The 24,658-nt window shown below is 53.9% G+C and carries 29 protein-coding genes; 2 read left to right on the plus strand and 27 right to left on the minus strand.

The features are described 5' to 3' along the window. Nucleotides 1-291: hypothetical protein (locus R2A130_RS06265; protein WP_009464139.1), on the minus strand; the 291-nt coding region annotated here is incomplete at its 3' end. Between the two features lie 277 nt (nucleotides 292-568). Between R2A130_RS06265 and R2A130_RS06270 the strand changes: the two genes are divergently transcribed. Beyond that, nucleotides 569-1,627 carry a hypothetical protein gene (locus R2A130_RS06270; protein ID WP_009464140.1) on the plus strand — a complete coding sequence of 353 codons (1,059 nt, stop codon included), beginning with the start codon at nucleotides 569-571 and terminating at the stop codon, nucleotides 1,625-1,627. Between the two features lie 58 nt (nucleotides 1,628-1,685). Here the strand turns inward: R2A130_RS06270 and R2A130_RS06275 are convergent, their stop codons facing one another. Further along, the gene (locus tag R2A130_RS06275; protein WP_009464141.1) at nucleotides 1,686-2,309 is read right to left on the minus strand and encodes a ribbon-helix-helix domain-containing protein; all 624 of its coding nucleotides are present in this window, start codon (nucleotides 2,307-2,309) and stop codon (nucleotides 1,686-1,688) included. A gap of 238 nt (nucleotides 2,310-2,547) precedes the next feature. Here R2A130_RS06275 and R2A130_RS06280 point away from each other — a divergent pair, with 238 nt between their 5' ends. Then, entirely contained in the window at nucleotides 2,548-2,997 is a 450-nt protein-coding gene (locus R2A130_RS06280; RefSeq protein WP_040305270.1) for a hypothetical protein, read from the plus strand. A gap of 36 nt (nucleotides 2,998-3,033) precedes the next feature. Here the strand turns inward: R2A130_RS06280 and R2A130_RS06285 are convergent, their stop codons facing one another. The 25 genes from R2A130_RS06285 to flgG all read right to left on the minus strand — a co-directional run bounded on the left by R2A130_RS06285 (nucleotide 3,034) and on the right by flgG (nucleotide 24,656). Further along, on the minus strand, nucleotides 3,034-3,477 hold the full coding sequence (locus R2A130_RS06285; protein ID WP_009464143.1) for a hypothetical protein: 444 nt from the start codon (nucleotides 3,475-3,477) through the stop codon (nucleotides 3,034-3,036). A 48-nt stretch (nucleotides 3,478-3,525) separates the two neighbouring features. Next, nucleotides 3,526-3,957, minus strand: coding sequence for a hypothetical protein (locus R2A130_RS06290; protein WP_009464144.1), 432 nt, complete (start codon nucleotides 3,955-3,957; stop codon nucleotides 3,526-3,528). After that, nucleotides 3,954-4,277, minus strand: a complete 324-nt coding sequence (locus tag R2A130_RS06295; RefSeq protein ID WP_009464145.1) for a rod-binding protein — start codon at nucleotides 4,275-4,277, stop codon at nucleotides 3,954-3,956. The genes R2A130_RS06290 and R2A130_RS06295 overlap by 4 nt, the downstream gene beginning before the upstream one ends. Before the next feature lie 84 nt (nucleotides 4,278-4,361). Beyond that, entirely contained in the window at nucleotides 4,362-5,102 is a 741-nt protein-coding gene (locus R2A130_RS06300; protein WP_040305273.1) for a flagellar biosynthetic protein FliR, read from the minus strand. After that, nucleotides 5,099-7,261 carry a flagellar biosynthesis protein FlhA gene (gene flhA, locus R2A130_RS06305; RefSeq protein WP_009464147.1) on the minus strand — a complete coding sequence of 721 codons (2,163 nt, stop codon included), beginning with the start codon at nucleotides 7,259-7,261 and terminating at the stop codon, nucleotides 5,099-5,101. Before flhA ends, R2A130_RS06300 begins: the two co-directional genes overlap by 4 nt. 47 nt (nucleotides 7,262-7,308) lie before the next feature. After that, nucleotides 7,309-7,575, minus strand: a complete 267-nt coding sequence (gene fliQ / locus R2A130_RS06310) for a flagellar biosynthesis protein FliQ (RefSeq protein WP_009464148.1) — start codon at nucleotides 7,573-7,575, stop codon at nucleotides 7,309-7,311. A gap of 12 nt (nucleotides 7,576-7,587) precedes the next feature. After that, complete coding sequence (gene flgD / locus R2A130_RS06315; RefSeq protein ID WP_009464149.1) at nucleotides 7,588-7,983, minus strand: flagellar hook assembly protein FlgD; 396 nt, start codon at nucleotides 7,981-7,983, stop codon at nucleotides 7,588-7,590. Further along, the gene (locus R2A130_RS06320) at nucleotides 7,980-8,357 is read right to left on the minus strand and encodes a flagellar biosynthesis repressor FlbT (protein WP_009464150.1); all 378 of its coding nucleotides are present in this window, start codon (nucleotides 8,355-8,357) and stop codon (nucleotides 7,980-7,982) included. The genes flgD and R2A130_RS06320 overlap by 4 nt, the downstream gene beginning before the upstream one ends. Then, nucleotides 8,354-8,746: a flagellar biosynthesis regulator FlaF gene (gene flaF / locus R2A130_RS06325; RefSeq protein WP_050786079.1), complete on the minus strand. Its 393-nt coding sequence runs from the start codon at nucleotides 8,744-8,746 to the stop codon at nucleotides 8,354-8,356. Before flaF ends, R2A130_RS06320 begins: the two co-directional genes overlap by 4 nt. A gap of 11 nt (nucleotides 8,747-8,757) precedes the next feature. Beyond that, nucleotides 8,758-9,801 carry a flagellar hook-associated family protein gene (locus R2A130_RS06330; RefSeq protein WP_009464152.1) on the minus strand — a complete coding sequence of 348 codons (1,044 nt, stop codon included), beginning with the start codon at nucleotides 9,799-9,801 and terminating at the stop codon, nucleotides 8,758-8,760. A gap of 8 nt (nucleotides 9,802-9,809) precedes the next feature. Then, a complete protein-coding gene (flgK, locus tag R2A130_RS06335) occupies nucleotides 9,810-11,255 on the minus strand; it encodes a flagellar hook-associated protein FlgK (RefSeq protein WP_009464153.1) in 1,446 nt (481 codons plus the stop codon). Nucleotides 11,256-11,279: 24 nt separating this feature from the next. After that, nucleotides 11,280-12,551, minus strand: a complete 1,272-nt coding sequence (locus tag R2A130_RS06340; RefSeq protein WP_009464154.1) for a flagellar hook protein FlgE — start codon at nucleotides 12,549-12,551, stop codon at nucleotides 11,280-11,282. Nucleotides 12,552-12,662: 111 nt separating this feature from the next. Beyond that, entirely contained in the window at nucleotides 12,663-13,442 is a 780-nt protein-coding gene (locus tag R2A130_RS06345) for a response regulator transcription factor (RefSeq protein ID WP_009464155.1), read from the minus strand. Between the two features lie 106 nt (nucleotides 13,443-13,548). Continuing rightward, a complete protein-coding gene (locus R2A130_RS18660; RefSeq protein ID WP_198008652.1) occupies nucleotides 13,549-14,289 on the minus strand; it encodes a flagellar hook-length control protein FliK in 741 nt (246 codons plus the stop codon). Between the two features lie 404 nt (nucleotides 14,290-14,693). After that, nucleotides 14,694-15,863, minus strand: a complete 1,170-nt coding sequence (locus R2A130_RS06355; RefSeq protein ID WP_009464157.1) for a chemotaxis protein — start codon at nucleotides 15,861-15,863, stop codon at nucleotides 14,694-14,696. Further along, nucleotides 15,863-16,957 carry a flagellar motor protein MotB gene (locus tag R2A130_RS06360; protein ID WP_009464158.1) on the minus strand — a complete coding sequence of 365 codons (1,095 nt, stop codon included), beginning with the start codon at nucleotides 16,955-16,957 and terminating at the stop codon, nucleotides 15,863-15,865. The genes R2A130_RS06355 and R2A130_RS06360 overlap by 1 nt, the downstream gene beginning before the upstream one ends. Continuing rightward, nucleotides 16,957-18,531, minus strand: coding sequence for a flagellar basal-body MS-ring/collar protein FliF (gene fliF, locus R2A130_RS06365; protein ID WP_040305328.1), 1,575 nt, complete (start codon nucleotides 18,529-18,531; stop codon nucleotides 16,957-16,959). Before fliF ends, R2A130_RS06360 begins: the two co-directional genes overlap by 1 nt. 161 nt (nucleotides 18,532-18,692) lie before the next feature. Continuing rightward, entirely contained in the window at nucleotides 18,693-19,637 is a 945-nt protein-coding gene (locus tag R2A130_RS06370) for a flagellin (protein WP_009464160.1), read from the minus strand. Nucleotides 19,638-19,835: 198 nt separating this feature from the next. After that, nucleotides 19,836-20,645 (minus strand): flagellar type III secretion system pore protein FliP, encoded by an 810-nt coding sequence (gene fliP / locus R2A130_RS06375; RefSeq protein WP_040305277.1) that lies wholly within the window; start codon nucleotides 20,643-20,645, stop codon nucleotides 19,836-19,838. Continuing rightward, nucleotides 20,642-21,067, minus strand: coding sequence for a flagellar basal body-associated FliL family protein (locus R2A130_RS06380; RefSeq protein ID WP_156798424.1), 426 nt, complete (start codon nucleotides 21,065-21,067; stop codon nucleotides 20,642-20,644). Before R2A130_RS06380 ends, fliP begins: the two co-directional genes overlap by 4 nt. A gap of 32 nt (nucleotides 21,068-21,099) precedes the next feature. Beyond that, a complete protein-coding gene (locus tag R2A130_RS06385; protein ID WP_009464163.1) occupies nucleotides 21,100-21,774 on the minus strand; it encodes a flagellar basal body L-ring protein FlgH in 675 nt (224 codons plus the stop codon). After that, complete coding sequence (locus R2A130_RS06390) at nucleotides 21,771-22,250, minus strand: MotE family protein (RefSeq protein WP_009464164.1); 480 nt, start codon at nucleotides 22,248-22,250, stop codon at nucleotides 21,771-21,773. Before R2A130_RS06390 ends, R2A130_RS06385 begins: the two co-directional genes overlap by 4 nt. After that, a complete protein-coding gene (locus R2A130_RS06395; protein ID WP_009464165.1) occupies nucleotides 22,247-23,419 on the minus strand; it encodes a flagellar basal body P-ring protein FlgI in 1,173 nt (390 codons plus the stop codon). Before R2A130_RS06395 ends, R2A130_RS06390 begins: the two co-directional genes overlap by 4 nt. A gap of 5 nt (nucleotides 23,420-23,424) precedes the next feature. After that, entirely contained in the window at nucleotides 23,425-23,817 is a 393-nt protein-coding gene (flgA, locus tag R2A130_RS06400) for a flagellar basal body P-ring formation chaperone FlgA (protein WP_198008653.1), read from the minus strand. 50 nt (nucleotides 23,818-23,867) lie between these two features. After that, complete coding sequence (flgG, locus tag R2A130_RS06405) at nucleotides 23,868-24,656, minus strand: flagellar basal-body rod protein FlgG (RefSeq protein WP_009464167.1); 789 nt, start codon at nucleotides 24,654-24,656, stop codon at nucleotides 23,868-23,870. Nucleotides 24,657-24,658: the final 2 nt, after the last annotated feature.

The following is a 24,658-nucleotide window of genomic DNA, read 5'->3' on the forward strand; positions in this document are numbered from 1 at the left end:
CCCAGCAAGATCAGCGTTACCCACCGTGCCATCAGCAATCTCGTCAGTGCCAACCGCGCCGCTAGCGATCTCATCTGAATTGACCGAGTCAGTGCCCAGATCAGCTGCGTCGACGGTACCGTCGACGATATCGTCACCACCGGCAATCGGCGTGCCGTTGCCGTCCACTGGGCCTGTATTCGCAACGTCACCAGCAAATGCAGGCATCGTGAAAGCGCCCATAGATGCTGTGCTGAGAGCAAAAGCGCTGGCCCCCGCGATCAATAGCTTTTTGATTTTAAGATCGTGCATGTCTTGTTCTCCAGTTATTCTGACTGTGATTTTTCTTCGGGAGCGCCCAGCAGGACGACAGCCACGCAGAAACAGATTGTTTGCTTTCCCAGAACTCAGTGGATCACTTCAGCAATAATTCGCAAGCAATAGATCAAAATAATATCAAAAAACCCAAAATCTCAAATATTAATGTTGCATTCCAGAAACATCGCCATTCACATTCAGAATTGTAAGAATAAACAGATATGCGTTTTTTATAAATGTATATAATAATATACGTAATTTAAAAATATATATGAATTTTTTTATTATATTATATTTTATATTCGAGGACATGTATTTTGCTATTGCGAACACAATATTTGGTGCGCCAGAAAGCCATCAGCGACATCGGGCCGATTGGTGGACACAAGACATGGCACAAAACAACAGTGAGACATTGACCAGCTTGGTGGAACGAGTGGTCCCCGAAGGTGCACAATTCACGCCCGAAAAATTTCAAGAACTGGAAGACGCACTACAAGGTGCAGTTGCACGCTCATGCGATGCCGCCGGTTTGGAGCCGGCCCTTCGCGATCAGCGCATCGCGTCCCTTAAGGCATTACTGGAAACAAAACGGCCAGTGACTGATATTGATGCAGAGTGTGAGACAACGGCCTCAAACACTACCGCGGACTTCCTGTTCGCACCGGAAATACATCGCGGCGGACAGCCGGTTCAGGCACCAACGCATGACGCTCCACCTCTGACCGTAGACACCACAGCATACCGTAATCCCTCTGAAATTTCTGGCGGCGGTAAGGGCAAGACAGGGATTTGGTTAACGCTTGGCGCACTGGCGATTGGCTTAGCAGGTGCCGGTGGCTATTTTTACTATGATGAGCTGTCAGCGAACATAACTCCAGCACCTGCCCAACAGCAGGTGGCGCAGGTCTCGACGGCACCACCCAACAAAACAGCGAATGCAGAAACGCCATCCACGCCCGTACTGACCACTAACGAACGTGCCGTTTTACAAAAACGCTTTGCAACAATAGCCACAATTCAAAACACGTTAAAAACCCATGCTGAGCGGGTGAAGCGGTATCCCGCAACCGGAGGAAATTTTGTAGCAGCACCTCGTTTGTTGAAAACGCTGCAAACCCAAGGCACTGCATTGCCAGAACTCGATCTGAAGGTAGCGCAGGACTTGCGGTACAAATCTGATGGCAAGTCCTTCAAGCTAACTTACTTGGCAACAGGTGACTGCCATCAGGTCATGAAGGTTGCACCCGACCGGGTGGACCCCAAACGACGTTTTGGAGGGGACTGCTACTCATACGGCCGTTGGACACCGGGCGGTAAAAATTTCTAAAGAGCCCGCTTGTAGCAGGCATTCAAACTCGCCGCAGCTTACCGTTTGCAACCAGCCTTCAGTTAACGAAAACAACGATACGGCCACTATTGGGTGACGGATCCAGTGCTAGCCGTACGTTGGAATCTATGGAGAAATTCCCCAATTCAGACGTCATAATATCGCGTAATGCCGCCGTCTCAAGGGTCAACAATTCTGTCCTGATCTCATCTAATGGACGTGTGAATTTCACCGCCACTGCTTCTGCAACAGTGGAGGCTTCCAAGACTCTTTTGCGCTGTTCCAACAACTGGACGTATCCGCTGTTAAAATCCTCGACGCTACCCTCTTCACCCAAAACAATGGCTGGAGTTGCACATGATGCGAGGAGAGAGCGAAGTCTACGACGGCTGTTTTCTTCGGCATTCGCCTCATACTGCTGAACGAACCAAGACAGACATGCGACCCGCAATTTCGATGTCAGATTACCATCTTCTCGACCATGTTTGAGAGCTTCGCGCACGAACCAGTTTTTGTCTTGTCCGTAGCGAGAACCGATTTCGCGGATGGCTTCCCAAAACCCTGTTTCCAAACGAACGCCATAGCGCTGGCCCTCAACCGTCACGCCACGGAATTCGGGCTTCTCGTCACCCAAAAGATCAACAAACGTGGTGTCTGCCTCTTGGTCTTGCACTATGCTCATTCCAGTTTTCCAAACTTACACAAAAGATCGAATGAACGCATGTAATTGCAGTTCACTCTCATGCCCGGAGATATTTTAACGTATAAGTTGTTTTATACAACCCATGAGAGTATCTTACGAAGTGCGTAGATCGTAATGCCCAATGGTATCATCCAGCCTCTAACGACACCGGCTTTGCACAAGGTAAGCTGTTCAATCTTTTGATTCCAAAACAGCGCAGGCCAAACTGACCAAGATCATGCAGCAAGCAAAAACAGCAATAAGCTTGGCCGCAGGGCTCTGGTCTGGCGCTTTAGCCCTGACTATCATGATGCAGCCATGGGTTACGGACAATAATTCGGAGTTGGAGACACATCAGGCGGTCGGCGGCAGCATCAACGCCGATTCCATCGTCGTACCCTATCCGAATGCACACGGAACTCGCCCAGGGCAATCTGATCGGCATTTGCTGGTAGACATGACTGTAAATCTCGAAGACAGCAAAGATTGGCCGCTAGCTATATCACTAGATACTGTGCTTCGTGATTTTCTGTTGCACGTTGTTCAAGATGCACAGATGCAAAAGCAAATTGCGCCCGATCAACCACAGCTTTCCGCGATGATGAATGCTAAAGCCAGGTCGGAAAAATGGTGGCCACAAAACGCACTTATCTCAATCAAAAGGATAGAGATCGTCATTCCGCGATAACCAAATAAGTCTCGCTCAACTAAGAGCCACCGCTGGCTAACGCACGGCTTCCAGCTTTCGGACATTCAACTGGTCGATAAGGATACGAGTGCCGTCACTCAGGTGTGGCTTCAACGCAGCCATTAGGGCTTGTCGCAATGGTTCAGCTTCGATGGTGTCGCCATCCGTTATCTCAATCTGCCTGCCCATCACGATATGATAGGCTGAGTCCGTCAGTAAATTTGTAACGATATTGTCAGGAAGAGAAGAGGAATTTTGCGGAAAGAACAGCGCAATACGCAGAAACAAAATGGCATCCAAACGACCTGAGCGCAGAATTGGTATCGGCAGCAGAGGCGTCAAAATTGAACGAGACGCGAGATCACCACTAGTACCTGTTTGAGATTTCGCTGAGACACCAGAGAGCAACGTGTCCCCAAAGGTCATCATGCCGGTGACTGCTGCAGCGCAGCAGCAGCCCAATAGCGACGCGCGGATCAACTGGAAATTTTCCCGCAGAGCATCAAGAAGGGTCCGCCGTCAAAATCATTATACCCCAAACGCGCGGCCATAGCCGGTCGTTTGAGAACTTGGCTTGGGTCTGTTGCTGTATGTCGTATCCGATTGCTGCTCGCGCAGCGCATTTGTGACCATATCGGATACGGTGCGCGCCGCAGATAACTGGGCGGCAAGCGCACGCTCATTACGCTCCAACGAACGCTTCAATCCAACAATCTCCGCACGCGTTGGAACTGCTTGATCGTTACCAGAATTACCGTGGTCGTTGTGTCCCGTCGACAACCGATTGATTTCCAATAGCATACGGCTTTTGGCCAAGGTGGTGTCGGCCAAACCACCGGTCTCCCCGGCTTCGATCAACGCGCTCTCGGCATCGAGCAGGGCAACCAATCTGTCCACAACTGATAGTGCCAATTTGGGGGCAACGGGATCAATCAATGTTTCCACTGCTGTATTACTCATGAAGACGCACTGCTTCGAGCCTGTGCATCACGCACGACCTGCTCACCCAGACCCAGTAAATTTGATTGTGCGAGTTGCATCGCAATACCGCTGGAAAGCTGCGACCGCCACATGTCACCTGCCATGCCACCACCATACATGCTGTCACTTTTCGGAAGCATAGCTTCTACAAATGTGCCGAGAAATACAGCCTCGAATTCAACAGCCGTTTTATTGGCTTCAATGTTGCTCGCCGTCGGGGAAATAGCGAGCATCTCGACTTCGCTCTTCAGCTTCATCGTAAGCTGCGAATTCACGCCATCCAATGCTGGTGTGGGCAAATGATAATCCTCCTGAAAACCGGGAATTTCCGACTGCTGGCCGTCATCTTGTTCTGCAAACCTTGTGGGAGACTTGTTCTGAACTCAGGGCAGAATCGGCAGTTGAAAAAACGCATCCACGAAACGGCGTAACAGCTCCGGCAACGCTAGATACGCCAGCATCAATCCGCCCATGATGAGCACAGGCAGTGACACGAAAAAGATGGGAATCTGCGGCGTAAGCTTGTTCAACACACCGATCGCAGTGTTGAAAATCAAACCATAAACGAGGAAAGGTCCAGCCAGCCCCAGCACGATAAAGAATGCAGATGACAAGATGCGAGTGATGTTCACCAGCAGCATCTGCGGTTCCGGCACTGCGCCTTGCGGGAATATTTCATAGGAGCGATGCAGGGAAGCGATGACAGCGTGATGGAAGTCCATCTGGAACAACAACACCAGCGCAGAAAATGTGATCAGCGTCGTCAACGCAGCTTGGCTCTCACTGTCTTCGACGCCCTGGCCAAATAGGTTGTTGAAACCGATCACCATGCCGATGGATGTACCTGCAAATGACAACGCCAACATCATCATTCGAGCGGCCAAACCGATAAAGAGTCCCACCAAAGATTCAGCGAAAATCAAACGCAACAAACCGGACCCGTAGATGACAGCTTGCCCTTCGCCACCCCGTGCAAAAGCAATAGAAAGCGCGACGGCCAACGTGAGATAAATGCGCGCCGGACCGGGGATACGTCCACTCGAAAGCCCGGGCAAAACGATAAAACACCCACCTACACGGCAAAAAGTAGCGATCAAAATCGCGAATTCTCCAGTCGCTATCATACCGCCGGTTCAGGCATCGCGTTAGTCGCAGCTTCAGGCGGTGGCGCAGGCGCAACTGGCACTGCGCCAGACAATTCTGCGATGACGGAAATATCGAAACCACGCGCGATTTCGAGATTGGAAAGCACGGCCACATTAGGCTGCAACCGTTCAAGGATCATACGGACATAGGACCGCACCGCTGGTGGCGTGACCACGGCAAAACGCGTACCGGCATCAACATGGGTTTGCAAAACTGCATCGGCTTCACGGCCAAAGGCTTCCAGATTAGCCGGCGCCATATCGAAATCCATCACCTCACCTGCAGCGTTCTGCTTGCAAGCTTTCAGGAACGCACTTTCATACGCTGGTCCCAAGCGCACAACGGACAGTCGACCATCCTCGGCCAAATCCCCGCAAAGCTGCTGTGCGATCCGCATTCGAACGTGTTCAACAATACGCTCAGGCCGCTGAATGTGGGGTGCGATTTCAGAAACAGCTTCAAGCACTAGAGTAAGATTTCTGATCGACACCCGCTCCGCCAACAACAATCGCAAAACGGCTTGAAGTCCGGGATAGCTGATGTGGGTGGAACACAATTCATCGGCCAGTTTCCGATATTCCGGAGCAAGAGAATCGAACAACGTTCTTGTGTCTTTGTAAGACAGCAATTGTGCGAGATTATTGCCCACAACTTCCGAAAGATGCGTGAGAATGACTGAGACATTGTCCGCAGCAGGAAGTCCTAAAGCTTCCACTTCGCCCTCAAACCCTTCCGGTACCGAAAGAGCGCGAATACCGAAAGCTGGCTCAACGGTTTCGACGCCGGGAAGACTCGGCATTGCACCGTCACCCACCAAAGCCAGAACCTCACCCAGCCGCAATTCATGGCCCGCAGCAACCGTACCGTGAATGCGAATACGGTAAGCCTTGGGCGGCAGCGAGAGGTCTTCTTCCAATGCAACGTCGGGCACGACGAAGCCGTAGTGTTGAGCGAATTTTCGACGCATCTTCGTCATGCGTTGGGCGATGTCATCGCGCTGGTTCAACAGATGTGATGAAAGCTGGTGACCAAAAACCAGTTCGATGTCAGCACGTGCCAACGATTGAGCAACGGAGTTTTTCTGCTCTAACAGAACGTTCTCTTCCGCCATCATCGTTTCCATTTTCACAGTCTGCTTCTCTTCTTCCTGATTGCGCTTCACCACCACAGAGAAGAAGAAGGATGCCGCCGCCAGTGAAAGGAATGGCAACATTGGAAGACCGGGAGCAAGCGCCAAACAAGTGAGCAAAACGCCAACCACTTGAAGCGCCCGAGGGTGCGCGCCCAACTGACCGAACACCGCCTGATCTGCTGATCCGCGCGTGCCGCCCTTAGACACCAGAAGACCGGCAGCGAGTGAGATAATGAGAGCAGGAATCTGGCTGACCAAACCATCACCAACAGAAAGTTGGGTGAACACATCAGCCGCTTCCGCCAGCTCCATATTGTGGCGGGTCGTGCCAATGATAATGCCGCCAACAATATTGATCGCGGTAATGATGAGGCCAGCAACAGCGTCACCACGCACAAATTTTGAAGCACCATCCATAGAACCAAAAAACGAAGATTCTTCCTCCAATTCAGCACGGCGTTTCTGTGCCTGACGATCATCTATGATACCCGCTGAAAGGTCAGCATCAATTGACATTTGCTTGCCGGGAATAGCGTCCAACGTGAACCGCGCACCCACTTCTGCGATACGGGTGGACCCCTTTGTGATGACCACGAAATTCACCACCACAAGGATGAGGAACACCGTTAGGCCAATGACGAAATCTCCACCCATAACGAAACGCGAAAAGCCACCGATCACATAGCCAGCTGCATTGATACCTTCATGACCGTCAGCCAGAATCGAGCGCGTCGTGGCGATGTTCATGGACAGCCGCAACATAGTTGCGACCAGCAAAATCGTCGGGAAAGACGAAAAATCGAGAGGCCGTTCGATCCAGAGCGCAACCATCAAAATGATGATGGAAAGCGCGATGGATAGTGCCAAGCCGATATCAATGAGAAAGGTAGGGATCGGCAGAAACAGGATTGCCAGAATGAAGACGATACCACCTGCAAAAACGAGATCCCGCTTGCTGGCCGGAACGTCTGATGCCCCGCTATTATTGGATGATTCGATGCTCATGCATCGCTGTTAACAATCGAGGCTTGCCCAAGCCTTGAACAAAACCGCTAGAAGCCGCGTTCGATGGAGTCGAAGATCGTCGTCGTCAACGATCCCAACTGTGCACCCATGAATGTCGCCCCCAGAAGAAGCGCCAACATGATCGCCATGATCTTGGGAACAAAGGTCAACGTCACCTCCTGAACTTGAGTCAGCGCCTGCAACAAAGCGATGGCAATACCGACAACCATCGCGGCGGTAACAGCAGGAGCTGAAGCCACTATAATGGCCCAGATCGCTTGCTGCACCAGTTGAAGAGCATCGGCCTCATTCATGGGTACGCTGGGTCACGAGACTCCGGAAACCGCCGATAACGCCACGCGGCGACCATCATCCAAGACCAGCGATGCGGAACCGCTTTCGATAGCAACACTGTCCACCAACCCGGTCACGTCACCGGCAGTAACTGTGCGGCCAATCATGGTGCCAGCTTGGCCCAAAACATTTCCAGCCAGCAATGCATCAAGTTTGGTATTGGTCTGGATCGATTGTTCGACACCTGAGAATGTCGCCAGTTGTGCCACAAATTCCGAACTTTCCATCGGCTTCGTGGGGTCCTGATTTTCCAGTTCGGCAACCAATAATTTCAAAAAGGAATCATAGTCTACCTGTGCCTTTTGTGCAGCCTGTGCCGTGCCGGTAGATGTCGTTGATGTTGCTGAGATAGCGTCGATTGTGCTCATTGGTCAGGCTCCGGTTCAAACATCTTTCGAAGAATTTTGAGTGCCTCGTGGCGACGTCCACGCGAAACGAGACCATCGACACGATCAACGCCCTCATGGGTATCTAGGTCAGCGCAACGCTTGCGAATATCAGCTAGCTGACTTTCGTAATTGTGCACCCAAGATGTATCATTATGCGGCTCCATCATACGACACTGAACGAGATAATAGAGTTTTCGCAGCGGCGTGGTCGCTTGCTCAAACTGTATAACGTGGGCTTCCATAAGGAACTGCACATCGTTCAGAAATTCGAGTGACGTCTTCCGGTCGAACCGCAGCACGGCACCGTTCACATAGATTCGCTCGTTGGGCTTAAGCGTCAGGTGCAGGCTCAACGCAGGCCGTCCAGAATGATGCCAGACACTTCTACGATTTCGTCGATGGCCGTTTCGTCACCTTCGCGAATGCGACCAGTAGAACGCAAAATGGAAATACCAATCGAGATCAAGTTCGCGCGCAAAGTAGGTTCCAACCGGTTCTCTTCGCCACCCAGATCTTCAATGAAGGCGGTCCACAAACGGTTGGTAAAATAGACAGCTTCCACAGCCGCCTTCGACTGCGTGCCTTGCTCTTTGGCGAGCTTCAGCAGGTCGATGGACTGACGCAACAGCGCGCGCTCTCCAGCTCGGGCTGCCTTGCCCGAATTCGCGTTAGTTTCGGCATAGCCGAACTGACCCATGATCATACTCGATACTCCATTTGTCATGTTGTCGTTTGTCGTCATTATCTCGCTCCCTAGAGGAACCGCAGTAGGCTGAGGCCCTGTAAACGGCCCGTTAGTGCATAGGCAGTTTCAAGCTGCGTAACCTGCGCGTTGAACCGCGATGCAGCCTCGAAAGGATCAACCCTCACCATGTCTTCGCTCACAGTCTCCAGCCCAGCGCGGCGGGCATTGTCAGCAGCCGTCGCATTATCGATCTGACCGGTGGTCAGACCTATGCGGGTTTGCAGGACATTCGTATCTGCCAGACCTTGTGCGAGGATATCCGTCGAGGTGCGGGCCAACGCTGCCACAGAATCCGCGTTAAGATAGGGCGCGAGTTCGGCGGTCATCAGAGCTGCTGCCATCACACCACGCATCGCGCTTTCGTTAGCCGAGATCGAAATATCCACCGTGTCACCTGTGCCGGTGCGTAGCTTCACAGCCTCATCGCTCGCGCCAGACACAAGGCTGGTCCACGCAGTACCCGTAAGGCGGGGCTGCAGATCGTTCTGAAGAAAATCGACAACAAGGTCCGGCGCAAGGTTTTGAGACGCAGGGTCGCCAGGTGGAAAACCGAAACGCGCGGTGAAAGTGGCGACAATATCGGAGCGGATGGCAGACAAGTCACCAATAGGCGCAGAGCCAGAATCGATACCGGCAAACAAGTGATCCCCGCCAGCACTCGTGTTCATAGCGGAGCGAAAGCCTTGCAAAGTAGCCTCTGCAGTAGCCGCTATGAAGTTTCCATCGGTAACACCGCCAACAGCGGTAATCAGGGATTGTGAGAACTGCTCGCCCTGCTGTTTTATAGCCGTAAGCGCCGATTGCGTAACGGACAGACGTACGGTTGCCAGATCGTAAGCCTGAACCCGGGATTCCAAGACCTGAACCTCACCTTCAAGTCTTAGCCGTAAGCCATTTTGCTGGCCAAGTTCCAGCGCAGGATTAGCCATGCGGTTGGTGGCCGCTTCAGTTTGCGACTTTTCAATCTCAGCTTGGAGGCGGCGTATATCGCTAGCTGGGCCACCGACCAAAATGCGGGTCGATACGTGGGGCGTGGAATATATCGCGGTCATCTCAACTCCTAACGGATCGACGCGAGCAGCGTATCAAAGAGGCGATCCACCGTGGACACGATACGGGCAGACGCTTCATAGGCACGTTCGAGTTGCAGCAGCCGTGTCATTTCCTCATCAATGTTGACGCCACCTTCGTTCGACAGGTTTTCCGAAAGCCGGGTTGCCAGTGCTGATTTTTCATCCGCTGCACGACTGGCAGTCGATCTCGCACCATCAAGCCAACCAATCGACTGACTGGCGAATTGCGAGATGGTCAATGTACCAGAAATTTGTGTCGCCGACCCGATGGCTGCTGGCGTTTCAAGCGCATCAATGCGTTGGTTAAGCAAGTCGGAAAATGATGCGCCTCCTGAAGTGTTAGCGACAGTGGATGCACCATTGGCGCCACCGTCGCGCAACAGATTGGGGTTGGCTTCAAACGCCGGATCGATAGCGATACTTCTGGCCGTTCCAATGGCGGTTGCGCCGGGAACAGCGGGCGCACCGCTCCACGTGAACAAACCAACAGCAGGCGGCGCACCCCCACCACTCAAGTCGGTTTCGGCAAATTGGGAAATCAATTGACCAGCTATTGCATCAAGCTGCCGCTCCTGATCAGCCAGCGCACCATCTCGCAATTGCAGATAGCCCGAAAGGCTACCCCGCGCATCCGTATCAGAGCCTTGGGCAGCCGGAAGCGGCACACCGTCAACCAAAACACGGGACTGTTGACTTCCAACAGGCAACGATAGCGACACGGTGCGAGCCGTATCATCGAAGATCGTTGCGCCATTGGATGTGACCAACATGGTAGAACGATCACTTCGGGCAATTGATGTAACAGGCACGATCTGCGCGATTTGGCGAATGAGGTTGTCGCGCTCGTCCATCGCGTCCATGGCTTTTTCTGCCGTTAGAGACGTATCGTCATTGCCCGCAATAGCACGTTCGGTTGCCTTAAAACGCTGCAGCAAACCATTGAGCGAAGCCACGTCATCTTGCGCCAGACGGTCAATGGACAAACGAGCCTCGCCTACCGCCTGTTGCGCCCTATTAAGGCCTCGCACCAAGGTTCGAGCGGAATCAACTGCGGCACCACCAAGCGTCTCGTCACTGGGACGCGCTGCCCAAACCTGTAGGGAGTTCTGAAGGCGGGTGAGACCGGCAAGTGGTGAACTTTCGCCATCAATACCGTTGATTGCGATAGCCATACGATCAAGCTGACCGGCAATAACCTCTTGGCCAGCTGAACGCGACAATGCGTCAATCTGGGTGCGCGTTAGTTGCGCATCCAACTGTGCTCGCGATGTGATTGTCTGCGGTGCACGGTTTGCGCCTGCAATATTCGACAGCTCCCGCCGGACATAATTTGCATCATCTGACCGCGAGATATTTCGCGCGACGGTGGAGGTGCCACGCGAAATATTAAGAAGCGAATTTTGGGCGCTGCCAAGAGCTTGGGTGAGAGACATTTGCTGACCGACCTTACACCGCTACTAGCGACGCAGATTTACGATGACGTCCATCAGATCAGCACCTGTTTGGAAGACTTTGGAGTTGGCCGTGTAGCCGCGTTGGGCCCGGATCATATCGGTCAACTCATCAGCCAGTTCGACATTAGATTGTTCCAGAGCACCGGAGATCAGAACGCCATTCGAGCCGGTTCCCGCAAAGTCCACGCGAATGTCACCAGATTCCGTGTTCGCCAGAAAGACCGTGCCCGTGTCTGAATCCATGCGGTCAGGGCTGACAACTGCAGCCAGCGGAATGCGGTAAAGATCGCGCAACGAACCATCGCTGTAACGGGCAGACAGAACGCCTTCGCCATCAACGACAATACCTTCCATTGAAGCAGGCGGTGCACCATCAAGATCAGCAGTGACGATGGAATAGTCAGCCGCAAGTTGCGTCGTTCCAGCCAATGCCAAATCAACTGGACGCCCGTTCGGAACTGTAAATGTAAGCGTATCAGGCGAACCAGCAGCAAGTTGTCCGTTAGCTGGGTCAAACGTCAAAGTTGATGTGCCAAGCGCAGCGCTCGCATAGGGAAATCCACCTGTTGGGGATGCGGTAGAGGCATCGAATGCCGTCATTTCCCAGGTCAGCGGGCCAGTGGGTGTGCTGTAAATATCGATTACTTTTGCATCGCCCAGATTGTCATATGCAGTCAGTGACGTCTTGTGCGCGAAAGTCGATGCAGCGCTGTTATCCACTGGTGTATCACCAGTTACAGCCACGCTGTTGGCGGGCAGATTGGGAACGAAACGGCCGTTTTGCGTGGGCACCGCAGCCAGCGCTTGTTTGTCTACGGAAACTGGTTCCAGAGCGCTTATCGAACCGATGGAGGCGGGGAAATTGCCTTGATCATCGGCAGCAACGCCTTTTAGCCGTTGACCGCCAGCATTGACCAGGAACCCGCTTGCATCGGCAACGAACGACCCGGCACGGGTCAGCGAGTTTGAACCACCAGAGTCTTCTACAACGAAAAAGCCGTTTCCGTTGATCGCAATATCAGTAGACGACTGGGTGTAGGAAACGTTGCCTTGCTGCGAGATATGCTGGCGCGCATCCGTTAGTACGCCTCCTGATCCCAGACTGCTGTCAACGCCACTCGACGCGCCAGGCCGCACAAGTTGAGCAAACTCGGTCGAGTATTTCTTGTAGCCCGTGGTGTCCACGTTGGCGACGTTGTCAGCCACAGTGGACAGCCGGTTAGACTGCGCCTGCATGCCGGAAACCGAAGTTCGCATCATTCCATACAGGCTCATGGCATCTCTCCAACCAAACTTGAGGCACCGCAACACAAACTGCTACGGGCTATGAGTTCAGTATGGAAAAGCCACCTTGCGTCGGCCTTACGAAATCTGCGCTGATAAAAATCAGACCACCGTTTCCAGGACTGGATCCTTGAAGGGACCTTTTTCAGGCGTATCGCCCGTTTCAATATTAGGCGCATCAAGCGTGAGCCGATAGCCAAGGAAACGCTTGGAATCGATAGGATCGTAGCCAAGTCGTCCACGGAGTTTTTTCCGCAGTTTCGAGATGTGGCTTTCGATCACACACTCCTCAATGTCCGAATTAAAAATACCGTAGATGGCATTGTAAATCTGCGCCTTGCTGGCGCGTCGCTCCTCAATGGACACGAGATATTCCAGTATCCTCTGCTCGCGACGGGGCAACGGAAATGCTTCACCATCAACTTCCGGATCGCGGCCATCAGCAAAGACCTGAACACGGGTCAAGCTTGCCTCAACCGGTTCTGGTTTAGACCGTCGTGAAATGCAGGCAAGTCTCGCCAGTATCTCACGGGCGTGGACCGGTTTGCGAACGACATCATCAACGCCGCCATGGAAGAGAGCGAGAGTTCGCTCCAAAGCGGGCTGTTCCAGCAGCGCCAGAATTGGTTTTCCGAAAGCCACCCCTGCGGCAAGGGTCGATGGTTTGGCGCAGGCATTATCCGCATCGCTGCCATCACCAGTTATGATCGCGGCCGCATCAATTACAAAAGCAGAGATCGCCGCCGTGTCACGCTTGTCTGCGGTAGAAAACCAGTCGTTGAATTCGTCGGGACAAAAGCCGGTGGCCGCGACGCCTTCATGAGCGAACTGCGCAACATATGCCGCTGTCACCAAGTCACGTCTGTCGACCACAACGATCACTAAAACAATCTCCACGAATCAGAGATGTGATTACAAGCAATACAACCATTGATTGCAATATCGCTAGAGACAATTAATTAGACTTGGTCGTCGAACCCAAGATGGATCACACAAGAGTTTGGGAGCCAGATTGCGGCTCTCGGTTCAACTCAGACCCTGAACTAGATTGAACGACAGCTTCATCATAGCTGTTCGAGATCAACCGGGAGCGATCTCGACCTTCGTTTCGCTCACCGGAAAATCCTGAATTGGATCGTGATTGTTCGCCGACTTGATCGTTGCGCGACAGGTTTGCACCGGAACCATCATCACGCAATGAAAGGTCGAGCCGTATTTGCTCCACCGGCAAAGTGCGCAACACCTGTTTCAATGCGTTTTCATCGCTTTGAAGAGCAGCAAGGCCAGACGTCGTTTCGGCTACAATTCGTACCTCCACTACATCACCCACCTGACGCATAGTCATCGCAACCTGACCCAAATGGTGGGGCGCTAGTTGGATCGTGATTGCCGAACGGGTGCCGACAGTCTGGTTGGTAGAGACATCAGATACCTGCAAGACCGACATTGCTTTTGCGATCTGCTCCACAGGTCTAGGGGAATCAATGCCGGACGCCTGTGATGGAGCTGACATCATCTGCGCGACGGCGCTGCCTTCGTTGCCCAATTGCACCGCACTGCGTGCAATCATCTCAACCGGCTTGGCATCCACACGCGGGGGAACCGTCAAAAGACCGGGTTCCATGTCTCGGGCATTTGGCGCGGGTTGAACGGAAAGCGATGTCTCTACACTTAGCGCAAGATCAACTTCTATAACTTCCACAGTCGGGTCTGCTGAGGTTGACCGCATCAATATATCAGTATCGGGCTGCCGCTCTTGAGAAATTTTCAGCGAGATAAATGGATCGATTGGCGAGCCGGGCAACGACAATGCTGGGTGAGCCACAACATTCGCAGATGAAGTTTGTTCGTTATTTTCTGGACCCATCCCGATTGCAACTGCCATTTTGGAAACAGGCTGAGAGACCTTCGGCATTCCCTGTACATGAGAATTAACAACTGGCCTTCCATGCTCCGGCTTTGCCATGAGCTTTCCAAATGGAACAATCAAAGTTGCGTCTTTGGCAGCGTCTTTCCCGCTAGAGTTCGTCTCTGCAGTTGTACCAGCCCGCAGCGACGGGCTTTCGCCACTCGGCAATTTTTGCATTGGCTCACGCGGAACTGTGGCCTGATTACCTGCTGGTAATTTCTGCATCATGGTTTGGCTCCATCGCTCTCACTTAGCAGTGCATCGACTGCAGCAAGGGTTTCGTTGGCTAGGCCGACAACCGGCAAGCGGTCTGTTGTAGATTGTTTTTGCGTACCTGCCGCCCGCGAAACCGGCGAGACAATTGTATCGGCAATCGCCACCGCCACATCGACAAGTTTCTTGTCTTCGGCATTTAGAAAGCGTCGGTCCAGACTGACCAGAATCTTGCGTTGCTCCTTCACATCTTTACCGGCAAGCCGCGAGACGGCCTCCACAAAAAGAGACTGGGTACGACGTGCAACTTCCCCGACCTGCCCCTCGATATCCACCCGTTGCACCATCTTACGGGCAAGGCCATCCTGCCCTGCCAGTAGTGCCATTCGGGCGATGCGCACCTGCATTGGCGAGCGCAGATTTTCGGGCATAAGAGCCAAGACCGCATCTAGGTCGTCGCCATGTTCAGGAAATTCGACCGCAGCCTTTTGCAGCGCCTGTGCGAAGGAAGCCCGGTAAGGTGAGCCAATGAAGCGATAGGTGTATTGGCGCGCTGCCGCGTAAAATCGGGCTGCCATTTTCCCACGCAGGGCCAGTTGAAGCTTACGGCGCAGGGCCGCTTCTTCTAACAAAGTCCCGGGGGCAAGCTGCCCCACAATTGATAGAAGCACGATCCCAGCATCGGGTTCGGACTGTGCCAACAATTGCCCCTTAGCCAAGGCAACATAGGGAACGAGCGATACTGGCAGCGACGTCATTTCGATCTTCAGAAAGCGCCGCAGAGCGCGGACACGTCGCCCTCCAATGTTATCAGCAACAGCATGGGCGAGTGCGCGCAACGGCTCGTCATGATCAATAACCGCCAAAGCGCCCCGCGCTGTATCTGCAGCACCACCTGATAAGGCATATAAAATAAACGCGGTGTTGCGCTCTTCCAGCAGCGCATCCGGCGTTTTGACTTTCGCGAGTCCGGCAATGCTGGGCGCGATGAGTTCCAACAGATGCTTTTGTAGAGGCAGAGAAGCCGCGTCTCCTGTAGCGATGCGGTCCTGCACCGCGTGAAGCGTTCGCAGCATAGTAGTTGCTGGAAGCGGATCGCTAATCTCGATCTTGGGAGTCTCGCCTTTTGCAGGCGCAATTAAAAAGACGAGAAGCGTGAACGTAAAAATTACCCGCATCATCACACCGGCTCCAGCAACAGCTCAATGCGCCTGTTCGAGGCCGCATCTGGTTCGTCGACAAGTTTCAGACGACGGTCTGCAAAGCCAGAGATTTCAACGATACGCTTTTCACCGAACCCACCACGCAGAAGCATGTAGCGTGCAGAGTGAGCTCGGGCTGAGGACAAGGTCCAGTTGTCGCGCTCACCACCACGAAAAGGACGTGCATCCGTATGACCATGAATATGAAGTTTACCCGGACGCTCTGACAGCACTTGCGCAACAGCATCCATGGCTAACACGAGTCTGCCGGAAGGCACGGACGAGCCGGTTTCAAACATGGCAAAATCAAAATCATCCGTGATCGAAATCAACAGGCCATCCGGTGTCGGCGTAACATCAAGGCGAGGGCCATCATCAACCGCTTTAGCAACAGCAGCTTTGAGTTCTTTTAAAACATCGCTTGCACCGGCATCATCCGTTTCTTCTCTAGCGGCTTCGTCGTCCGCGCTTACTTCAGAAGTGATTTCTGGTTGAGGCTTTTCCTCTTCCGCTCTTATTGGCGTGATTTCATCTGTTGGAGTTTCGGGTTCTGGCTTCCAATAAACCGGCGAAAACGGATCGCGAATTGCGTCGCTTTCCTCGTCTCCCGCCATCCCCACTGCTGCAGTTTTTGCAGCCATATTCTCGCGTTCCGCGCTGGCGATTTCTTCAAGCTCCGAAAAAGGGTCTGCAATAAATTCAGCTTCCCGCTTACTGCCATCTGCACCAGCTCCTGAAGATGCCGGACCGCTGGTGCTGTCCTTATCTTCCGGCTGGGTATCGGTACCAGCCTCAGTTTCTTCTCCGGTTTCGATAGATGGACCTGCAGACTTCCAGATGCCTTTTTTGGAACGGTTACGATCCACCAGTTTCACCGGATTGAAATAGCTGGCGACCGACTTCTTAGTTTCTTCATTGGCTGCATTGATGAGCCAGAGAACAAGAAAAAGCGCCATCATAGCCGTCATAAAATCGGCAAATGCGATTTTCCACGCGCCGCCGTGATGACCGTCTTCGGCTATACGGTTACGCCGTACAATGATGATGGGTTGTTCGTTATCTGCGGTGTTCATCAGGCGGCTTCCCGCTTGGCCAACCGCTCTTCACCGGCCCGAACCCAACTGCGCAAAACCTCGGCCGCACGTTCGCTATCCTGATCGACAAGGGCTGCCAAACGATCCGCCGCAGAAGGTGGCGGCCCCATCGGACCAGCGAGGCGCGTGTTGTTAGAAGGCCCAGCTATAGCCCCCTCGCCTTCAACTGATTGAGGTGGAGAAAGCGCCGAAGCGGCAGCAGCAACGAGCGGCTTGATTGCAAAGCGCAAGACAAGAACCAACGCGATGAGAAAAGCCAACGCTTTCACCACCGAACCCAACTGAGCGGTGGCTTGCAGCAGCAATGGCGATGAAGTCGTTGCAGCAAGATCAGCAGCGGTTACGAACTCAACAGCGCTAACGTCAATCACATCGCCGCGCCCGGCATCAACACCAGCTGCGGCCTGAGTCGACGCTCGTAAGGCTTCAAGTCGTACGGCAGGTTCTGCGCCCAATGCGGAAGCGTTCACCACAACTGATGCGGTGAGTTTGGAAACCGAATAACCATTGCGAACTGAAGAAATACGTTTGGACGACATTTCATAATTTGTGGTCTCTTCGCGACGCTCGCTTTCACGATTGGAGCTTGGTCCAGCATTGGCCTGCGCCGGTTGCTCTTCAGGAATATCCTGCTCGACGGTCGTTGTCTGGCCACCCTGACTAGAGGTGTCAGTATCCTGCGTCCGCACAACCTTAATCGACCGCTCAACTCGGGATTCCGGATCGTAGATCGTTTCGCTGGTGGTACGTTGATCAGTGTCGAGTACGGCATGCACGGCCACGCGAAAGTTTGAAGCGCCAAGCTGTGGTGTCAGCACACGAGCGATGTTTTCCGACAGCCGGTTTTCCACCAAACGCTGCATACCCAAGGCACCATCAGCGGTTGAAGATGCAGGTTCATCGCCAGAGGCCAGCACCTGGCCGGACGAGTCCAGCACCGTCACATTGCCAACCGCCAATTGCGGAACTGCAGCGGCGACGAGATGGCGAACAGCCTTCGCGACACGATCAATATCGCGTCCATTGGATTGGATGAGAACGGAAGCGGAAGCTTGCCGGTTACGTGCTGAAAACGACGAACGATCTGGCTGAACGATATGAACGCGGGCGCCCTGAATACCTTCGATAGACCGCACCGAACGAGCGATCTCGCCCTCCAGTGCTCGTACCCGCGTCACCTCTTGCATGAATGAGGTAAGGCCAAGCGAACCCAGATTATCGAACAGTTCGTATCCCGAGCCTGAAGAACGCGGCAGCCCCCTTTCTGCCAGAATGGAACGGGCGCGCGCAGCTTGTCCCGCCTGCACCAGAACAGATGTCCCATCCGACGACACGTCATAACCAATGCCCGCTTCCGACAAGGCCGGACCGATGCGGTTGATGTCGTCACGCGCCAACCCGACGTAAAGCGTTTCGAATGTCGGTTGCGCCAAAAACCAGGCTGACAGTCCCACGGTTCCCATGGTGGCCATCGCAGCAATCGCCATAATAGCAAGGCGACGACCGCCGAGTTGTAGCAAGTTGGCCCAGATCCTGTTGGCAGCTTGTGACACGGTTTTGGTTCCGGACGTGTGGCGTTGATTCACCACTGTTTTAGCCACCCAAACTTGCGCGGACTTGGTGCTGCGCTGCGATCAACAGCAGTTTAAAAAGAAAAGGGCCAGCGGTTTCCCGCCAGCCCTTCGCTAGAGATCTTGATTGGAGATCGCTGGCCCTATCGGAAGAGCGACAGGATGGACTGCGCACCCTGATTGGCAATCGACAATGACTGGATGCCTAGCTGTTGCTGGGTCTGCAAAGCGGACAGGCGGGTGGATTCTGCCGTCATGTCTGCATCCACCAACGCGGAAACACCGCGGTCGATAGCGTCCATGAGATTACCGACAAAATCGTTCTGCATCTCAATACGCGAAGAGGTTGCACCAAGGTTCGCAGCAGCCGATGTCATTGAAGACACCGCAGCATCGACGCCGGAAATCATCGCATCAATGTCAGCGTCGGTGATTGTGGCCAATGAAATGTCGAGGTTGGCAACGGACACCTGATCCTTCGTACCAGCCACGGTTTCCGTGTCGATGTCGAAGTCCACATCGAGAAGACCATCACTTGCAGCATTTGCATTGAAGAGTGCGACATTCGTGACGTTCACCTCCAAAGTGCCAACGCTAACGCTACCGGACGCATCGCGGTTGAATGAAGAAACGATCTCTTTGGTCAGATCTGTATCGGTGACTGTATCGCTGTCGTGGTCAATGGAGAGCCAGTTTTCGCCGGAGAAGCTGGAAGAGGTCGCAATGGAGGTCAGCTGACCCTGTAGTTCTTTGAGTTCTGCCTGAATCTTCGATTTGTCGACGCCAGGCTCACGGGCCGCGACCAGTTTAGTTTTGATCTGGTCGACCACGTCGATGGCTGCATTCAGGCCAGTATAAGCGATGTCGGATTTTGCAGCACCCAGACCAAGCGCGTCCTGCACGGTGGACAGGGCTTTATTGTCCGAACGCATAGTTGTGGCGATAGACCAATATGCAGCGTTGTCCGAAGCATCTTGAACTTTGAGGCCGGTGGAAATGCGCGACTGCGTTGTCTCAAGAGCATTGTTGGTGGCCTGAAGTGTTTTCAAGGCGGTCATGGAGGCGGTGTTGGTGAGGATGGAGGACATTGTGTCATCACTTTCAAAACTAGGAACTGGGGACATACCGGCCCGTCCGGTTCACAAGGATGGCTTCATGCCAACGCCAAAGTTGTGACGAGCCCTTACGAGGTTGCACAACCTTAGATTGCAATTTCCTACCGAATAGTTAACGCCACCCAACCATAATTGCGGATGCAAACATCCGGCGATTGTTAACTATAGAGGTCAGGCAAAACTGCGCAGCAATGAGCCAACAAGCAGGTTCCAACCATCAATCAAGACAAAGAAAAGTATCTTGAACGGGAGAGCCACCACAGTGGGCGGCAGCATCATCATACCCATCGCCATGACGATGGTTGCAACGATCAGGTCAATGACAAGGAACGGCAGCAGGATCAGAAAGCCTATCTCAAAACCGCGCCGAATTTCCGATATCATGAAGGCTGGAACGAGTGCGGTGATCGCCACTTCATCAGCTGCTGCAGTTTCTGGAACCGCAACTCCATCTGCTACCGCGCGCTCATTTTGAAGGTCGGTAAACAGGGCTATATCCTCGCCCCGCACATTCGCCAGCATGAAGGTTCGAAATGGCTCGATAATCTGCGTCACGGCCTGCGCTTCCGTAATCTCACCACGCGACAACGGCCCTGCTCCCTTGTCCCATGCCGTCTGAAACGTTGCCGACATCACATGGAATGTCATGAACAGCGACAGCGAAATGAGAATGAGGTTGGCCGGTGTGCTTTGTAGGCCCAGCCCCATACGCAGAATGGAGAATGCGATTATAAAGCGGGTGAAGCTGGTGACCACAATCAAAATACCCGGTGCCAACGACAGCACCGTGACCAGCCCGAACAGTTGTATAATCTGACCCGAAACGCTGGGCGATCCGGTTGCTTCAGTTCCGCTACCCAGTAAGCGAGAAAGATCACCGAGAACATCTGGCGAAGTTTGCGCATATGCTGGCCCGGTCAAAACAAGGGCCAGCAGCAGCCCTGCAATCAAGAAGCCACGACTCTCTACAGCACGCCTCATTCCAACACCAAAGTGCGGAACAAAACCCGCTCCACCATCTCGCCGCCGCGGAATTTTGCTCGCTGGTCGATGGCATGGCGCAACGCGAGAAAACCGCTTGGCCCTTCCATCTGGTCGAGTCTAATCGTCCGCATCAAGGCGAACAGATCCTGTCCAATTTCTTCCGCTAATTTTGCATCAATGGCATCCACAGTGAGCAGCGAAAGCTCCAATCGCACCCAAACGTCTTTGGGGGCGGCAATGTTGGTGAGGATTGGTTGGAGGTCATGAACATGCAGCGTGGCAGGCTCCGGCTTTTCGCCTTTGGCCACAATTTCAGGTTCCACGGCGACCTTCTTCTGTCCCTGAAACCACAAACCACCAAAGCCCATACCGGCACCGATAGCAGTCACCATCACGAACATGATGATGGTCCCCAGCACGCCACCCTTTTTCTTTTCCGCAGCCACTTCACTCAAAACGGCAGCACTTTGTCTAACAGTCGCGCGCCATAAGGCGGCTTCTGCACTTCAGCAATTGGACCGCGACCACCATATGAGATGCGCGCTTCGGCGATACGCTCGGATTGAATGGTGTTGTTGGGACCAATATCCGATGGACGAATGATACCCGTGACTGTCAGGCGGCGCAGTTCGCGATTGACCCGCACTTCCTGCGATCCTTCGACGAGAAGATTACCATTGGGGTAGCGCTGGCGAATGATCGCAGCGACCGAAACACGTATGGTCTCGGCACGTACGGTTGCCCCATCCCCATCAAACCGCGTCTGGCTTTCCAAGCCTGCACTTCCACTGCCTGTACCTACGAGTGAACCGGCAGCGATGGTACCCTGTCCAGAAAGGGTGCGCCCAACCGTGCGCTGTCGTTCGGATTTGTTTTGCAAACTCGCCCGGTCATCAATCGAGACCAACACGGTCACGATGTCACCAGGGTCCAAAGCGATCCGGTCTGTGAACAAGCCGCTGCGGGCAGGACGGTAGAGGGAAGATCGTGTGGCGGATCCCGGCTGGCGAGCATAGGCGTGCTGCGCAACCGGATGTTCCACAGCGCTCATCGGTTTAGGCTGGTCCAGCTTGTCGATCTGCGCACAACCCGAAGCCAGCAACACCAAAATGAGAGCAAGCCTCATGATCTCTTGCCTGTTTTACTCTGGCCGGAAGCTGCTATCACCGCTGTCACAGCCGCAGCCTTTTTCGACTTCATCTCATTGAGGATGGTGCTTGCACCCTTCACTGGCATCTTCATCAGGATTGAGGCAACAAGGCTGTCATTCAGCCGCTCAAGCCTCACCGCAGCAGCGTCGGGCCGCATGTTGGTATAAATGTCCACGAGCGTTTGACTGGCCTGTGCCATGAAATCATCACGCCGCTTTACCCAGCTTTCGTATTCAGCCTGTCGCGCTTTCAATGCCTCGACGCTGACGGCAATTTTCTCACCAAGCTGCTCGAGTTCCTGTTGCTTGATCGAATAACGGCGCTCACGCGCTTCATCGATAATTCCGGCGCAAAACCGCTCAGCCTCGCTGGTAGCCAGCTTAGCCGTTGGAGTTTGCGCTGCCGCTGGCACAACGACGAGAACAGCACTTATTAAAAGTGCGACCCTCACTGGATCACCAACTCGGCTTGCAGCGCACCGGCAGTCTTGATCGCTTGAATAATCGCGATGGTCTGTTGCGGATCGACACCCAATTCGTTCAGACCTTGGATGAGAACATCAAGGCTGGTGCCTTCGATCTTGGACAAAGTACCATCGCGACTGGCGACCTCGATATCGGTGGCCGGTTCCACGGCAGTCACACCATCCGAGAACGCCTCCGGCTGCACGACAACAGGGCGTTCCGTAATGCGCACTGTCAACGCGCCATGGCTGACGGCAACGCGTGAAATACGAACTTCCGCGCCGATCACAACAGTGCCAGTGCGTTCATCTAAAACAACGCGTGCCGCACTTTGAGCTGCCACCGGCAAGTTCTCGATGGACGCTATGAACCGCGCCGAGGACACCGACTTCGGGCGGCTCAATTGAATGGTGCGCGCATCGCGTTCTCGAGCAGTCTTGTACCCGTATAGTGATGCGGTGTGCGCGTTGATGGTATCGGCCATGGCAACGGCGGTAGAAAAATCCGGGTTGCGGAGTTGAAGAATGTAATTTGTTTCATTCGAGAAGCTGGCGGGCAAGGCCTTCTCGACAATCGCGCCATTGGGAACGCGTCCCGTTGTCGGCACGCCTTGCGTCACCTTTTGCGCATCGCCCTCGGCTTGAAAGCCAGACACGATGACATTGCCCTGTGCGGCGGCATAAACTTCGCCATCACCCGCCTGCATCATCGTCATCACCAGCGTACCACCGCGCAGTGAAGTAGCGTCGCCAATAGAGGAAACGGTTGTGTCCAGTCTCGTGCCAGTCTCGACGAAAGCGGGAAGATTGGTGGTGACTATGACAGCAGCCACGTTCTTCGCCGAGACGCGGTCATCACCCGATGCAATGCCAAGACGGGTCAACATGGCCTGAAGAGACTGGCGCGTGAACGGCGCAGAGCGAAGGCCATCACCAGTTCCCTGCAGCCCGACAACCAAGCCGTAGCCAACAAGTTGATTGTCGCGGGTCACCTGCAATTTGGCGATGTCTTTTATGCGGGAAGCGCCGCGTACGAAAGCCGCTTGCGCTGCATTGTCCACACGCAAAGACGTGCCTGACTCACCAGCAAATGCAGGCCCAAAAATGCCAATCAGAAACGCGGCCATTAGCGCCGTGCTGGAAACAACAGGTAGCAAGCGAGTCACGATCCCAACTCCACCATACCCGGTGCTGTAATGACGGCTTGGTAAACCTTCGCATTGCCACGACTGCGCACAGCAATAGCTTTACCGACGGCACCCGATTGTAAGGCCTGTCCCTTTGTCTCGATTGTAAGGCCAGCCCGACGAAACGTCACACGAACGACCTCACCCACCTTCACCGCATGCGGGACGACAAGTGTTCTCGTCACGATGTATCGTCGCGCCAGAAGTGTAGCGGTGGCCACACGACCAATACCATCTTCCCAATTGCGCAAGACACCCTGTCGGCGTTCACGGCCCGCAGCGACTTCGACCAAGCGCAGATCGGACGCGGTGATCGTTTCGCCGGGATAGATGGTCCGCACAGGAACAAGCACTTGATCCTGTGCCAAGGCTCCCGACACCATCAACAAGGCGCAGCAGAGGAGAACGGACCGCATCATCAGCGCAAGTTACGCGACACGATGGAAGCCATGTCGTCAGCTGCCTGAATGACCTTCGAATTCATCTCGTAGCCGCGTTGGGCTGCGATGAGCTGGGTGATTTCCTTCACCGACTCCACGTTGGAGGATTCCAGATAGCCTTGCCGAATCGTGGCGTAACCGGGATCGCCCGGCGTACCCACTTGCGGTTCGCCGGACGCATCACTTTGGGCAAACAAGTTATCTCCCAATGGCGTCAGGCCTACATCATTTGCAAAAGTCGCCAGCGAAAGCTGACCGATTTCCTGCTGCTCAGCGGCACCACCAACGCGGGCAAACACAGCACCCGATGCGTTGATGAAAATATCGGTCGTGTTATCGGGAACCGTGATGCCCGGTTGCACCCGCAGACCGTCTTGCGTCACCAACTCACCGGCACCGTTTGTGTTGAATGCACCTGATCGCTGATAGACGGTTTCACCCGCAGCATTCTCGATCTGGAACCAGCCATTACCTGTAAGCGCAAGATCGAAGCGGTTGCCCGTTTGCGCAACTTGTCCTTGCAAATGCACGTTGCGAACGGACGCAGTTCGCACCCCCAAGCCGAAATGCGCGCCCTCGGGGACGTTGGCTGAATTGGCGCGATTGGGGATGCCGTTAAGACGTTCAGTATCGTAGATCAGGTCTGTAAATTCCACCCGCCCGCGCTTGAAGCCGGTCGTATTGATATTGGCAATATTGTGCGCAATCACATCGAGATTCTTCTGCTGCGCCTGCATGCCAGTGGCGGCGATAGATAAAGCTCTCATAA

Origin of the sequence: Ahrensia sp. R2A130 (assembly GCF_000179775.1) — a bacterium.
Lineage (GTDB): Bacteria > Pseudomonadota > Alphaproteobacteria > Rhizobiales > Rhizobiaceae > Pseudahrensia.